This is a genomic window from Pedobacter riviphilus (assembly GCF_014692875.1).
Classification (GTDB): domain Bacteria; phylum Bacteroidota; class Bacteroidia; order Sphingobacteriales; family Sphingobacteriaceae; genus Pedobacter; species Pedobacter riviphilus.
The window spans coordinates 1866328-1881604 of record NZ_CP061171.1; the positions used below are offsets into that span (position 1 = coordinate 1866328).

A 15277-nucleotide genomic window follows, 5' to 3' on the forward strand; every position below is an offset into this window, starting at 1 on the left:
CGCTACATTGCAATCTAGAAGATACACTTTATCTCACGGTCCGTCACCCTGAACTTGATTCAGGGTCTTTAATGCAAGGAGAAATTCATTAGCTATAAATAGCTCTCTCTATTTCGCTACGCTTCAATCAAGATGACGAATCCCTATTAAAAACGAACGTAAGTGCTACATTTTCATTTTAAAATGCGTCAGGAAATAAATGATGCAAATGAGTACAATTGAATTTAATATTAAAAGCAACCACGATATGATCGATTTCCGATCTTTCATAACCGCTATAAAAGCTGTAATGTAAGCCATTGCAATCAGCGCTAAGAATAGGTTTACAGTTTGGATACCCAAGATATAATATCCGCTGTATGAAAAAACTAGTGCACTGAGCACTAAGAATACAACAGAGGCAGTAGTATAGAGTTTATTCGGTTTCATGTTGATTTAATTTACCATGTAAAGAGGATCAATCGCGCCCTTTACATGGCTCAAATTTTACAGTTTAATCACAATGTGGAACAGTAAATGTCCAGGTTTCTGATTCTCCGTTTGGAATAATATAGCCATTTCCTTTAGCATTCTCGAACCACAATTTCCCGCGCAGTTTTTCTCTCGTTCCCACTTCGTTTAAGGTGGCACTATCATAAAGCCGTCCGTTGATCATCACATATTTGATTTTCTCCGAATTGCGGATATCATCCAAAGGATTGGCATCCATAATCACCATATCGGCCAGTTTGCCCACTTCAAGTGAGCCAATTTCTTTGTTCATGCCTAAATAACTTGCACCATTTAATGTTGCCGCCCTAATGGCCTGCAGCGGACTAAAACCACCCTGCACCAACATCCATAATTCCCAATGTGCTCCCAGGCCTTGAATCTGTCCATGCGCACCAAGGTTAACCTTCGTACCACCGTCAGCAATTTGTTTGGTTGCTTTGGCAATATCGATGTGGTTATAGTCACTATATTCTGAAGTTGTTCTACGTCTTGCTCGCGCGTCAACGATAGAGCGAGGGGTGTAAGTCATCAATTTTTCGTTTTCCCAAACATTAGTTCTATCATACCAATAATTTTCACCCCATTGGCCGCCATAAGCCACGATTAAAGTAGGGGTGTAGCCCACTTCGGTATTGTTCCACAGCGTGGTTACATCTTTATAAACTGGTAAAACAGGAATACTGTGCTCTATTCCGGTATGCCCATCTGCAACCATATTCATATTGGTGAAAAAAGTAGAGCCACCTTCAGGTACAACTTCCATATTTAACTGACGGGCTGCTTCTAAAATCTGTTGACGCTGTTCCCTGCGTGGTTGATTATAAGATTTAACTGAAAATGCACCAACGGCTTTTAACCTGCGCAGATTAGCTAGTGCATCATCCAAACTATTAATCACCACTTTAAAGTCGCCATCTGCACCATATAGAATCGACCCTGTAGAATAAACCCTCGGACCAACCATTCTACCAGCTTTAAGCATTTCACTCTGGCTAAAAACCATTTCGGTATTGCTAGATGGATCATGTGAAGTGGTAACACCAAAAGCCAGATTAGCCATATAACTCCAATCGTTCTGTGGTGTTATTCCATCAGGACTGGTACGCAAGTGAGCATGAACATCAACAATGCCAGGCATAATGGTTTTGCCATTAACATCTATTACTTTAGCATTGACTGGAATGCTTACTGCATCTGCTTTTCCTATTGCGGTAATTTTATTTCCATCGGTAATGATGGTTCCATTTTCAATTACTTCGTCGCCTTTCATAGAAATAATCCTGGCTCCTTTGAGTGCTACTATGCCAGTAGGCATGTCAGACTTTAATACCAGATTAATGTTTATAGCAGATGCTTCTGTTTTAGGTGTTGTTCCGTCAAAATTGAAGGCACTGTTTACATCAATGGTGAAATATTTTGGACCTAATGTCCAATGAAGACTTTTACTATCTGCACTCCATTGAATGTATGTTCCGCCATCGGTAGTCACTTTTGTAACTGGTATGGCCTTATTGCCTGCTGATGCATCTTGTGCTGCACCAATATTGATCATTGGTGTAATATAAACGTTAAATAATTCGTTAAATGCTACCCATTTATTATCTGGACTGATAACGAACTGATTAGCATATTGAGAAGTAAAATGTGTTCTTTCGTTGGCACCATTTAAATCGATACTTTTTAGCGCCTTTTTACCATCAGCATAACTTTGGAAATAAATGCGCGTATCGGTATTGTTAAACTGTGGACGGATTCCATTATCTAAAATCAAGGTTTTAGCGCCACCATTGGCTGGCATTATAAAAATACCTGTTCCGCGGCCATAGTTATAACCTAAAACATCGTTGCCACTTCCTTTTCTGAAAACGATTTTATCCCCTTTTGTTGAATATTGAGGAGAGTAATAAAAACCTTTCTCATCGCTGAGCATAATGGTTTTTCCCGATTTTACGTCCGTCCGTTTTATTGCTCCACGTAATTCATCACTCCAGGTGGTATAAACAACGTATTTTCCATCAGGGCTAAAGGCTGGTTCAAATTCGAAATCCAGTCCATTGGTTAACCTTTCTGGCGTTCCCGCTGGCAACTCCTGTTTGTATAAGTACCCTGCTGCATTAAAAACAATTATTTTTCCATCAGGAGAAGTGGTTAACTGTCTTAACATTTTGGCAGAAAATTCGTTATTGAAAACTTGCTGTTCAAAATGCAAGGCTTTTTGTACCGTTTGAATCGTATTCGCCTGAAAAGGAATGGTGCTGTTGATCAACGTACCGATTTCCGTTTTTCTAATTTTTCCTTTTGCATAAAAAACAATGCTTTTACTATCAGGAGTCCATGCAAAATTTGGATATACCCCGAAAATAGCCCAGGTTTCCTGCTGATCATGAGATAAATCTTCATTTACCGGCCATTCTTCGCCAGTCTTCAGGTTCTGCACATATAAGGTAGATTTTAATCTAACACGCTTTACAAAAGCTATTAAATTCCCATCTGGAGAAACTTGTGGCCTACAGGCACCGCCTTGCTCATTAATTAAGGTGTTTAACTTTCCTGTTGTCAAATCCAGTTGACGGATGGCATAAATGGTTCCGTTAGGATCTTTGCTGTACTCAAAATTAGGGCCTGGACTCACATCTTCACTAAAGTAAACATATCTGCCATCTGGCGAAACATTGGGCTCACCAGCATCTTGCTGATCGTTTTTGCGTTTAGTTAACTGTACACCATCACCGCCGTTTATGCTATACATCCACATTTCTCCGGCACCTAAAGAACGGCTTGCTGTAAAGTGTTTTCTTGCAACTATGTACTCGCTGTTTGGCATCCAGGTGGCATTATTCAATAACCTAAAGCTCTCTTTAGTAATCTGTTTTTTACCAGAACCATCACGGTTCATGATCCATATGTTATCTCCACCACTTTTATCGCTCGTGTAGGAAATATATTTTCCGTTAGGACTAAACCTGGGCTGAACATCCCATGCAGCACCTCCGCTAATCAGCTTTGCCACACCACCAGTAATTGGCATCACGTAGATATCGCCCAATAAATCAAAGGCAATTTCCTGTCCATCGGCACTTACATCAAGGTTCATCCAGGTACCTTCATCAGTATTTAAAGTGAAGCTTTTGGTTGTTCCGAGATATTTTTCAATGTCCCATTTCTTCTCTTGGGCATTTGAACTGAAAAATAATAAGGAAAGAGCGGATAGAAAATAGAGGTGTTTCATTATATTTTTGATGGTTATTTAAACAATTCGTGTATTTTTCTCTGGAGTAATTTTTTGTCAGGTAACTGGGTTTTATACTCAGCGACCAAAGTAGGAGAGAGGCTTCTGCTTAATGCATATTCTACTACTTCGTTGTCTTTATCCTTGCAAAGCAGAATGCCAATACTTGGATTTTCGTTTGATTTTTTAACATCCCTATCTAAAGCTTCTAAATAGAAGTTTAATTGGCCTAAATGTTCGGGTTTGAATTTATCTACTTTTAATTCAAATGCAACTAAACATTGTAAGCCACGGTGATAAAAAAGCAAATCGATATAAAAATCGCTGTTGCCAACCTGTATTTTATATTCTTCACTAATAAATAAAAAGTCTTTTCCGAGTTCAAGAATGAAATTTCTCATTTCCTTAATTAAGCTTTTTTGTAGCTCGCTTTCGTTGTGTGGTTCTGGAAGATTAAGAAATTCAAATACATAGCTATCCTTGAAAACAGTTTCAATATCATTTTGTAAAACTCTCACCAGTGGTGAGAGTTTTGTATTTCCCATTATAGATCTTTCATAGTGGCTAGCAGATATTTGCCTGTCAAGTTCTCGCTTGCTATATTTTTCTCTTTGACAAAGTTTTAAATAGAATTCTTTTTCCTCTATGGATTTTAACCTGGAAAGAATAATTAGATTATGAGTCCAGCTAATTTCTCTCAACAGTGTTGAGAGTTTTGGGTAATCTTTATAGCTTTCATAAAACTGCTTCATCCGCCAAAGATTTTTGTCCGAAAAACCCTTTAAATCGGGTTCGTTTTTTGATAAAAATTCCGCCAACTGCTTTACGACAGATTGTCCCCATTCGGCATTTTTGACCTTGTTGTGAATATACTCGCCGATATTCCAATACAGATTAATTAATGTAGAATTTACAGTCTTTAAGGCAGCCGTTCGGGCATTTTTAATTAAGCTTATAATATCTGCAAACTGCGTTTCTAACATGTAATTTTCTTAATGAGCAAAGTTAATAATCTTTTCTAAAGATGATTTTTTCAATTTCTAACAATAATAAGTAGCGATTTTAGATTAAATGTATAGTTTTGATACTGCCGATTTATGACAGCAATAGAGATTTTACAAAAATATTGGGGACACCAGTCTTTTAGACCTTTACAGGAAGATATTATTGCCTCCGTTTTAGAAGGGAAAGACAGTTTAGCATTGTTGCCTACCGGGGGTGGTAAATCAATTTGTTTTCAGGTTCCTGCTTTGGTTAAAGAGGGGATTTGTATAGTAGTTTCGCCACTAATTGCCCTGATGAAAGACCAGGTAGAAAATCTGAAATCGAAGGGGATTGAAGCCATTGCCATTTATGCCGGAATGGGTAAACGTGAAATCGATATCTTACTGGATAATTGTATTTACGGAAAAATTAAGTTTCTTTATTTATCCCCAGAGCGTTTATTGTCTGATTTGGTACGGGTTCGCATTTCTTACATGAACGTGAACCTGATTGCGGTTGATGAGGCGCATTGTATTTCTCAATGGGGTTACGATTTCAGGCCGCCATACCAACAGATTTCCAAACTCCGCGAAATTCTGCCGAATGTTCCTGTTTTAGCGCTAACCGCAACAGCTACCGAATTTGTTAGAAAAGATATTATAGAAAAACTGGAAATGAAAGACCCACAGGTTTTTGTTAAAAGTTTTGCAAGGGATAATCTAAGCTATGTGGTTTTTGGTAATGAAGATAAATATAAAAAGCTGATCGATATTTGTAATAATGTTAAGGGTACGGGTTTGGTATATGTTCGCAATCGCAGGGAAACCGCAGAAGTGGCCAATTTTATTAGCCGAAATGGAATTAAAGCCGATTTTTACCACGCTGGGTTGGAACGCGATATACGCTTTTTAAAGCAGGAGGCGTGGAAGAGCAACAAAACCCGGATCATGGTGGCTACTAATGCCTTTGGAATGGGGATAGATAAGGCAGACGTTCGTTTTGTGGTGCATTTAGACTTACCAGAAAGTTTGGAAGCCTATTACCAGGAAGCAGGCAGGGCAGGGCGCGACGAAAAGCGAAGTTACGCCGTTCTTTTAGCTCATCAGTCTGATATTTTGGGCCTGGAATCCAGATACCTGGATAGTTTTCCGTCTCCAGAAGAAATCAGAAAAACCTATCATCATCTAGGCAATTATTTTCAGCTGGCATTTGGTGCTGGCGAAGGTTTAACCTTTACCTTTGATATCGCTGATTTCAGTAAGCGATTTAATATTAGTGTTTTAAAAACAATTTCTGCGATGAAGTTTTTAGAACACGACGGTTATCTTACCTTATCTGAAAGTGTTTTCCTCCCATCAAGAATGATGTTTATTGCCAGCCATGAAGATATTTACCGTTTTCAGATCGAAAATAAAGCCTACGATGGGATTATAAAGACGATTTTGCGTTCGTACGGTGGAGCTTTTGACGGTTTTGTTAAGATTAACGAAGCCGATTTAGCAAAAAAAACAGGGTTGTCTTATAAAGAGATTCTTGCTTTATTGAATAAGTTACAGGCCATCGAATTGCTTACGTATATTCAACAGACGGATCAGCCACAGTTACAATATGTTAGGCCAAGGGTGGATATGGATCATTTTGACCTGGATGTAAAATACCTGGAACTGAGAAAAGAAATCTTACACAAACAGATCAACGCGGTGGTGGGGTATGCTTCATCTAATTTATGCAGAAGCATTCAGCTACTCAATTATTTTGACGAACACAACGCTACGAAATGTGGGGTTTGCGATGTTTGCTTAGCTGAAAAAAGAGCTGAAAATAACAGTCAAATGAGCGAAGAAATTGAATATGAAATTGTTTCTTTACTTCAACAACAGTCCTTAAGCCTTGACGATCTGGTGATCAGTATTAAAAATGGTGCAGAAGCAGAAAGAATTGATGCGATAAGAGAATTATTAGATGCAGGTAAGATTAAAACAGATGGAAAGAAGTATTATCTTTAGCGAGTATAAAATGGTTAACTGTTTAAACTGTAGAAATTAGTTAACTGCAATTTATCTCTTTAAACAATTTTGCCAACTAAACAATTAACTAGTTAACCAATTAAAACAGTTAACCTCCCAATAAACTAAATGATAACAAAAAACAATAAGAAAACCATCCGTTCGTGGGCATTCTTCGATTGGGCAAACTCTGCCTATAACTTAGTCATCACTTCTACCATTTTTCCGGCTTATTATACCATTATTACCACCACTAAAGAACATGGTGATAAAGTGCAGTTTTTTGGCAGGACTTATATCAATACCTCACTTTCTAATTATGCCTTATCATTTGCCTATCTGATTATGGCTTTTGCTTTGCCAATGCTTTCATCCATTGCCGATAGAAGGGGTAATAAAAAATCCTTTATGAAATTCTTCACCTATATGGGTGGAGCGGCCTGTATCGGTTTATATTTCTTTAAACTCGATACACTTGAAATGAGCATTATTCTATTTGCACTGGCCGCCATGGGATATATCGGTGGGGTATTGTTCAGCAACTCTTATCTGCCAGAAATTGCAACTGAAGAACATCAGGATCGTGTGAGTGCACAAGGTTTTTCATATGGGTATATTGGTTCGGTTTTACTTCAACTGATCTGTTTTCTATTTGTGCTAAAACCAGAATGGTTTGGTATTACCGATGCCTCATTCCCACCTAGGTTATCTTTTTTATTGGTTGGGGTTTGGTGGATAGGTTTCTCCCAGATTCCTTTTTCGGTACTTCCAAACGGAACACCTCAGCACGATAAAGTAAAAACGAATATCCTTAAAGATGGCTTTAGTGAGTTATCGAAAGTTTGGGCCCAGGTAAAACAAATGAAAGTTTTAAAAGGATTTTTAGTTTCGTTTTTTTTCTACTCTATGGGCGTGCAGACCATTATGCTTGCTGCTGCTGGTTTCGCTGAAAAAACATTAAAACTAGGAACCGCAAAACTTATTGCAGTGATATTGATTATTCAATTGGTCGCCATTCCTGGAGCAATGTTGATGTCGTTTCTCGCAAAAAAAATAGGCAATATAAACGTACTGATTATGGTCGTTTTAGTGTGGATAGGCTGTTGTGTTTATGGTTATTACATCACAAACGAATACCAGTTTTATTCATTGGCGGCAATTGTGGGTTTAATTATGGGCGGAATCCAATCTTTATCGCGTTCTACTTACTCTAAATATCTACCGGTTGATACAAAGGATAGCACTTCATTTTTCAGTTTTTATGATGTAACGGAGAAATTGGCAATTGTAATTGGCCTTTTCAGTTTTGCATACATTGAAGATTTAACTGGAAATATTCGCTACTCTATTATTGCTTTGGCATCATTTTTTATTGTTGGATTAGTTCTTTTAGTACTTCTAAGAAAAAACGAACAGAAAGAATCGCTAAAATTGTAAGTTTGCAGTCGTTAAGAATATGATGAAAGTAGAATTATTTGTGCCTTGTTTTGTAGATCAGCTCTATCCTGAAACCGCTTTTAATACTTTAAGGTTATTAGAAAAATCGGGATGTAATGTAACCTACAATTCAAAACAGACCTGTTGTGGGCAACCAGCATATAATGCGGGTTATTGGGATGAAGCTAAAGAAGTAGGCACGAAGTTTTTGAGCGATTTTACTGAAAATACTTATGTGGTAGCACCGTCGGCATCGTGTGTAGGCATGGTGAAAGGTGGATTTAATGATCTGTTTACCAATACCATTGTGCACAACAAATGCCGCAGTCTGCAATCGAATATATGGGAGCTTTCTGATTTTCTGGTAAACGTGGCCAAAAAGGATTATTTTGGTGCTGAACTGGAGGGAAAAGCCGTTTATCACGATTCTTGCAGTGCTTTACGCGAGTGTAAAATCAAAGATGAGCCCCGCCTCTTACTTTCTAAAGTACATGGCTTGGAAATGATTGAGATGGAAGATACAGATATGTGCTGTGGTTTCGGTGGAACATTTGCAGTTAAGTTCGATGCCATTTCATCAGCAATGGCCGAGCAGAAAGTTAATCATGCGTTGGCACAGCAGGCAGATTATATCATTTCGACCGATTTATCCTGTCTTTTACACCTTCAAGGTTATATTGATAAAAATAATCTGGCCATTAAAACCATGCACATTGCCGATGTACTTTGTAATGGTTGGCTAGAGAGTACAGAATATTAGGTTAAACCTCGCAGGTTTCAAAAATCTGCAGGGTTTTCTTTTGAAAGAACCACTGTTTTGTGTAAAATAAACCTGACCGCCAGCGTTATCCCGATTTAAAGATCAATTTTAAATTGGAGCGTACGTTCAATCGGGATTAAGCAGAGGGCAGGATTACCGCAACCAAAGAACCATTGCAATTGCTTTTCAAAAAACAAGCTCTATTGTAAAAAATAAATTACATCTGCCTTTAAACAGCTTGCTCAGTCAATCCAGCTGTTGATTTTAACACAATTTAACATGTTTTACGTTACAATCTACAATATCTTTGTTAAACCTTTTTAAGGCTTTCGTATCTAACAGACAAAACAAAATCGTAATGAAAAAAATAATCTTCGCTTTACTGGGCGTTTTATCAATGGCATCAATTGCAAATGCGCAGCAGAAAAAAACCTCGGGAGCAATACAATTCGAAAATACTATCGATCCGGCGGCAATGGCTTCGGCAAGTGGCATACAGTTAACGGATCAAATGAAAGCAAGGATGCCTTCTACAAGTAAAAGTAATTTCGAATTATTGTTTACAGCTACCAATGCCAGTTACATGCCGGTTGAAGAAACTGAAGATAGCAACGGTGCAGGCGGCGGTGGCGGTGGAATGGGCCGTATGATGATGCGTTTTGGTGGTGCAGGTGGCAACCGCGAGTACTATTATGTTTTTGCCGACAAAAGCTTAACAGAAGTTTTTGACCTAAACGACACTACTTATTATATGCCCAGTAAATTAACCCTGTCTACTTCTGGTCCAATCGGCTCATTCAGAATGGGAGGTGGTAATCCTAACGATACCACTAAGGCAAAGCCTGCCCCGGCACCAAAAATAGAAGTGGTGAAAACAGATTCTACTAAACAGATTTTAGGTTTTACCTGTCACCAGGCAATTGTAAGATCAACAAGGGCGATCAAAATTTTAGACATGGATAAAAACGTGGTAGAAGAAACTAAAATCTGGTACACAAAAGATTTGGGCTTCGATTTTTCTCCAAACCCAAATATGTGGACTGAAGGTGCGGTTTTAGCGATCGAAGGTAGAGGTAATAGCACAATTGCCAAAAGCATCGAATATAGAAATGTAAGTGCAAAAGATGTAACTGCACCTAAAAAAGCAAAACTGATCACTGCCGAAGAGTATAAAACTAAAATGGAGAACATGATGAAACGTTTTAGACAGAACAGACCTGGTGGTGGACAAGTAAGAGCATTTGGAATAAATTAATTAAGACCACCATAATTGTTTTATTTAGCCCTGAATTTCAAGCATTCAGGGCTTTTTTTGTATCATTTTTGAAAAGGTTGGCTTTAGTTTTTGCATATAAATTGAGAATAACTAATATTGGGGTTAATATAACCTAGCCAAAAGTGATTACAGCCGAGAACAAAACAAATTTATTAGCAACCAAACAACATTTCGAAATTTTAGATGGATTAAGGGGAGTAGCGGCTATTGTGGTGGTAATTTATCACTTTATGGAAATCGCGATTACTAATTATAATAAAAATTTCCTTTCGCATGGTTTCCTTGCTGTAGACTTTTTTTTCTGTTTGTCGGGTTTTGTAATTGCCTATGCTTATGATAGCCGTGCCCCACATATGGGGATTACACAGTTCTTTAAATTAAGGCTTATCCGTTTGCATCCGCTGGTACTTATCGGTTCCGTTTTAGGACTGATCACATTTCTGATCGATCCATACAGCGATCTTTATGAGGTTTATGGATTTGGGAAAACCTTTCTTTTGTTTTTATCCTCAGCTTTTTTAATCCCTTATCCGGCCATGCCCGAGCGGTATACCAATTTATTCTGTTTAAATGCACCGGCCTGGTCGTTATTTTGGGAATATATTGCCAATATCTTTTACATTTTTCTGCTTTATCGTTTAGGTAAAAAATCATTGATCGCGCTGGTTGTGGTAGGTGCAGTATGCCTCTGTTATGTTGCATTTCGTGCTACCAATGTAGGCGGAGGCTGGGGCGGACAGAACTTTTGGGATGGTGGGGCGCGCGTGCTGTATTCTTTTACGGCAGGTATGTTGGTTTACCGTTTCAATTGGATCATCAAAAATAAACTTGGCTTTTTTGGTATGATTTTGCTTTTGCTCGCCGCCTTTTTAGTTCCTTTTAATGATAAATACAATTGGATTACCGAACCGATACTTGTACTATTTTACTTTCCGCTTTTAGTAGCTTTGGGCGCAGGTACAGCATTAAATCCATCGTTTAAAAAACTTTGTAATCTATCGGGCGAAATATCATACCCGCTTTATATGGTACATTATCCATTTGTATGGATATTTTTAACCTATGTAGCCGAAGTTCAGCCACCAGCTTCCTCACTTTGGGTGGTTATCCCGGTTTCGGTGTTGACTTTAATTCTTTTCTCTTACCTGGTGATGAAGTTTGTAGATGTTCCTTTACGTAAATATCTGAAGACTAAATTCTTATAGGAGATATTTGCAAATATTTAAGTTTTACCGCCGTCGCCCTGAACCGAGCCTTAGCAAGCTCAGCGAAGGTAATTCATTTCAGGGGCCATTTCGTAAGTAAGATGACCGTGTTAATGTAGGTGCCTTTAAAAACTTTATCTTGTTTTTTAGCCGAAAATCCGTATCTTTGCACAAAATAGAATCACATTGTAAGTGATCTTTAAAGCTTTTTTATTTAAAATTTAAATCATAGTTGTAGATGATTAACATTACTTTACCTGACGGTTCTGTCCGTCAGTATGAAAAGGGCACTTCTGCCCACCAAATTGCATTGTCAATTTCTGAGGGCTTAGCCCGTAACGTATTAGCCGCTGAGGTTAATGGCGAAGTTTGGGATTCAACAAGACCAATCGAATCTGATGCATCAGTAAAATTATTGACCTGGAATGATACTGCCGGAAAATCAACTTTTTGGCATTCCTCAGCTCACTTAATGGCTGAAGCTTTAGAGGCACTTTATCCGGGTACAAAATTTGGTATCGGTCCGGCAATCGAAACTGGTTTTTATTATGATGTAGACTTTGGCGACCGGGAATTTTCGTCGGATGATTTCAAAGCCATTGAAACCAAAATGATCGAACTGGCTAAACAAAAGGAAACTTTTGTGCGCGAAAGTGTAAGCAAGGCAGATGCGGTAAAATATTTTACAGAAAAAGGCGATGAGTATAAATTGGATTTAATTGATGGCCTTGAGGATGGTAAAATTACTTTCTATACCCAAGGTTCATTTACCGATTTATGCCGTGGTCCACATATTCCGAATACTGGTTTTGTAAAAGCAGTAAAACTGATGAATGTGGCCGGTGCTTATTGGCGTGGCGATGAAACTAAAAAACAGTTAACCCGTATTTATGGTGTAACTTTCCCTAAGGCGAGCGAGCTTACTGAGTATCTTTTAATGATTGAGGAAGCAAAAAAACGCGATCACCGTAAATTAGGGAAAGAGTTAGAGCTATTTGCTTTCTCAGAAAAAGTAGGAATGGGTTTACCTTTATGGTTGCCTAAAGGAACTGCTTTGCGTGAGCGTTTAGTGAACTTTTTAACCAAAGCACAAGCGAAAGCTGGTTATGAACAAGTGGTAACACCACATATTGGCCATAAAAACTTATATGTAACTTCAGGCCACTGGGAGAAATATGGTAAAGATTCTTTCCAGCCGATTAAAACTCCGCAGGAGGGGAGGAGTTCTTCTTAAAGCCAATGAACTGCCCGCACCACTGTGAGATTTACAAAACAAAACCACGTTCTTACAAAGATCTTCCGGTTCGTTTTGCAGAGTTTGGTACGGTTTATCGTTACGAGCAAAGTGGCGAGCTGCATGGTTTAACCCGCGTACGTGGCTTTACTCAGGATGACGCGCACTTGTTCTGTATGCCAGAACAGGTGAAAGAAGAGTTTAAAAAAGTAATCGATTTAGTGCTTTACGTATTTAAATCGTTAGGTTTTGATAACTATACTGCCCAGGTATCACTAAGAGATCCGGAGAATAAGGCAAAATACATTGGTTCTGATGAAAATTGGAGGCTATCTGAAAATGCCATTATCGAAGCTGCTGCAGAAAAAGGCTTAAATACTGTTGTAGAATATGGCGAAGCCGCTTTCTATGGCCCTAAGCTCGATTTTATGGTGAAAGATGCTTTAGGTAGAAAATGGCAATTAGGTACTATCCAAGTTGATTATAATTTACCGGAGCGTTTCGAATTGGAATATACTGGTAGCGATAACCAAAAGCACAGACCAGTAATGATTCACCGTGCACCATTTGGTTCATTAGAAAGATTTATTGCCGTTTTAATCGAACATTGTGCCGGAAACTTCCCGTTATGGTTAAGCCCGGAGCAATTTATTGTTCTTCCTATTTCAGAAAAATATGAAGATTATGCAAAAAAAGTTTTAGATGAACTAAATAATTCCGATATTCGCGGGCTGATTGACTTTCGTGATGAGAAAATCGGTCGCAAAATACGCGATTCGGAAGTTAAAAAGATCCCATACATGCTCATTATCGGTGATAAAGAAATGGCAGAAGGAAAAGTTTCTGTCCGTAAACATGGTGAGGGAGATTTAGGCGAAATGACGTTGGAAGAGTTCAACAATTTATTAAGAAAAGAAATAACAGTTTAAATTAAATAGTACAAATTTGGCATTAGGAAGACCAGGATTTAACAGGGGACCACGTCCACCTTTTAAGAAAAAAGAAGCAGAGCATAACATTAATCAGTATATTAAATCGCCCGAAGTGCGTTTAGCTGGCGATAATGTTGAACCGGGGATTTATCCTTTGGCAAAAGCTTTGGCACTTGCTGATGAACTGGAATTGGATTTGGTAGAAATATCGCCAAATGCCGTACCGCCAGTTTGTAGAATTATTGATTACAGTAAATTTGTTTACGAGCAGAAGAAAAAGCAGAAAGAAATTAAAGCTAATGCGAAACAAACTGTAATTAAGGAAATCCGTTTTGGTCCTAACACCAACGATCACGATTTCCAGTTTAAACTGAAGCATGCAGTAAGCTTTTTAGAGAACGGAGAGAAAGTTAGAGCTTACGTGCATTTTAAAGGTAGAGCAATTGTTTACAAAGAGCAGGGAGAGATTTTGTTATTAAAGTTTGCCCAGGCTTTAGAAGATGTAGGAAAAGTAGAGTTGTTACCTAAGTTAGAAGGTAAACGTATGTTCCTTACAGTTGCACCTAAAGTAGCAAAAAAATAAAAACAATTTTATAAATTAAATAACAGGTTATGCCAAAAATGAAAACCAATTCCAGTGCTAAAAAGCGTTTTTCGCTTACTGGAACAGGTAAAATCAAAAGAAACAAAGCATACAAAAGTCACATCTTAACTAAGATGAGTACTAAACGTAAGCGTGCGCTTGGAAATGCAGGAATTGTAACAGATGCAGATTCAGGTAACGTAAAACGTATGCTTTGCATCGGAAAGTAATTCATTAATTTCACCAGGTATCAGGCATTAAAGTTCCTTAATTGGACGCCGCTTACCAAAAAACAACAACAACATGCCACGTTCGGTAAACGCAGTAGCTTCGAGAAGAAGAAGAAAAAAGATCCTTAATTTAGCCAAAGGTTATTGGGGAGCAAGAAGTAAGGTTTATACTGTTGCTAAAAACACAGTAGAAAAAGGTTTGCAATATGCATACCGTGACCGTAAAGTTAAGAAAAGAGAATTCCGCGGATTGTGGATCCAACGTATCAACGCTGGTGCACGTCAACACGGTATTTCTTACTCTCAATTGATCGGTAAATTAGCTTCTAAAGAAATCGGTTTAAACCGTAAAGTATTGGCTGATTTAGCAATGAATCACCCAGAAGCTTTCAAAGCTGTAATTGATGCAGTAAAATAGAAATTTTCGCTCAGGCGATAATCATATTTAAAAAAGGTTCCGATGTAAAATCGGAACCTTTTTTTATACAATTAACTTTGATCATCTGTTTCAGCATCCGGTGCGTTCTTCTTAACAGATTCTATTCCATTGTCTCTGGCCGAGGCACTTTCGTACATTTCGCTCGAACCTATAATTTGCCCGTTTGTAGCTTTTAGGTTAAAATATTGTTTGCCGTTGCTCGAGGTTTTTCTTTCAAATTTCGAGTCGTCCTGTGAATTCTTTTTAACAGATTCTATCCCGTTTTCACAGCTCGATTTTGCAGCATAACCTTCGCTGGCTAAAATAACCTGACCATTACCGGCTTTCAGATTAAACTGATACTCACCGTTAGTTCTTTTAGTAATCACAAATTTTCCCATAGTGCTGATTTTAATTATTTGGTTTTAAAATGATATATACTTAAAGTTATAAAAGTTTATAAGGAAAATCAATATGGGTAAGAGAATTAA

Annotated in this window: 12 protein-coding genes and 1 pseudogene; 9 read left to right on the top strand and 4 right to left on the bottom strand. The window is 38.1% G+C overall.

Annotation, left to right across the window (positions count from 1 at the left end; all coding sequences use genetic code 11):
* Positions 1 to 165: 165 nt before the first annotated feature.
* The 3 genes from H9N25_RS07600 to H9N25_RS07610 all read right to left on the bottom strand — a co-directional run bounded on the left by H9N25_RS07600 (position 166) and on the right by H9N25_RS07610 (position 4704).
* Complete coding sequence (locus H9N25_RS07600; RefSeq protein WP_190328471.1) at positions 166 to 429, bottom strand: hypothetical protein; 264 nt, start codon at positions 427 to 429, stop codon at positions 166 to 168.
* A 64-nt stretch (positions 430 to 493) separates the two neighbouring features.
* Positions 494 to 3721 (bottom strand): amidohydrolase family protein, encoded by a 3228-nt coding sequence (locus tag H9N25_RS07605; RefSeq protein ID WP_190328472.1) that lies wholly within the window; start codon positions 3719 to 3721, stop codon positions 494 to 496.
* Between the two features lie 14 nt (positions 3722 to 3735).
* Positions 3736 to 4704, bottom strand: coding sequence for a PDDEXK nuclease domain-containing protein (locus H9N25_RS07610; RefSeq protein WP_190328473.1), 969 nt, complete (start codon positions 4702 to 4704; stop codon positions 3736 to 3738).
* 114 nt (positions 4705 to 4818) lie between these two features.
* Here H9N25_RS07610 and H9N25_RS07615 point away from each other — a divergent pair, with 114 nt between their 5' ends.
* The 9 genes and pseudogenes from H9N25_RS07615 (at position 4819) to rplT (ending at position 14786) form a co-directional block, all read left to right on the top strand.
* The gene (locus tag H9N25_RS07615) at positions 4819 to 6711 is read left to right on the top strand and encodes a RecQ family ATP-dependent DNA helicase (RefSeq protein WP_190328474.1); all 1893 of its coding nucleotides are present in this window, start codon (positions 4819 to 4821) and stop codon (positions 6709 to 6711) included.
* 129 nt (positions 6712 to 6840) lie between these two features.
* Positions 6841 to 8148 carry an MFS transporter gene (locus H9N25_RS07620; RefSeq protein WP_169502169.1) on the top strand — a complete coding sequence of 436 codons (1308 nt, stop codon included), beginning with the start codon at positions 6841 to 6843 and terminating at the stop codon, positions 8146 to 8148.
* A 22-nt stretch (positions 8149 to 8170) separates the two neighbouring features.
* Positions 8171 to 8908, top strand: coding sequence for a (Fe-S)-binding protein (locus tag H9N25_RS07625; protein ID WP_190329119.1), 738 nt, complete (start codon positions 8171 to 8173; stop codon positions 8906 to 8908).
* A gap of 358 nt (positions 8909 to 9266) precedes the next feature.
* Entirely contained in the window at positions 9267 to 10163 is an 897-nt protein-coding gene (locus tag H9N25_RS07630) for a hypothetical protein (RefSeq protein ID WP_167294118.1), read from the top strand.
* Positions 10164 to 10306: 143 nt separating this feature from the next.
* Positions 10307 to 11389: an acyltransferase family protein gene (locus H9N25_RS07635; RefSeq protein ID WP_190328475.1), complete on the top strand. Its 1083-nt coding sequence runs from the start codon at positions 10307 to 10309 to the stop codon at positions 11387 to 11389.
* 238 nt (positions 11390 to 11627) lie between these two features.
* Positions 11628 to 13552 (top strand): annotated as a pseudogene (gene thrS / locus H9N25_RS07640) (threonine--tRNA ligase).
* Positions 13553 to 13568: 16 nt separating this feature from the next.
* Positions 13569 to 14138 (top strand): translation initiation factor IF-3, encoded by a 570-nt coding sequence (infC, locus tag H9N25_RS07645; protein ID WP_051691975.1) that lies wholly within the window; start codon positions 13569 to 13571, stop codon positions 14136 to 14138.
* A gap of 29 nt (positions 14139 to 14167) precedes the next feature.
* Positions 14168 to 14368 carry a 50S ribosomal protein L35 gene (gene rpmI / locus H9N25_RS07650; protein ID WP_010600880.1) on the top strand — a complete coding sequence of 67 codons (201 nt, stop codon included), beginning with the start codon at positions 14168 to 14170 and terminating at the stop codon, positions 14366 to 14368.
* Between the two features lie 73 nt (positions 14369 to 14441).
* Positions 14442 to 14786, top strand: a complete 345-nt coding sequence (gene rplT, locus H9N25_RS07655) for a 50S ribosomal protein L20 (protein ID WP_025144714.1) — start codon at positions 14442 to 14444, stop codon at positions 14784 to 14786.
* 71 nt (positions 14787 to 14857) lie between these two features.
* Here the strand turns inward: rplT and H9N25_RS07660 are convergent, their stop codons facing one another.
* Positions 14858 to 15187: a YegP family protein gene (locus H9N25_RS07660; RefSeq protein WP_167294121.1), complete on the bottom strand. Its 330-nt coding sequence runs from the start codon at positions 15185 to 15187 to the stop codon at positions 14858 to 14860.
* Positions 15188 to 15277: the final 90 nt, after the last annotated feature.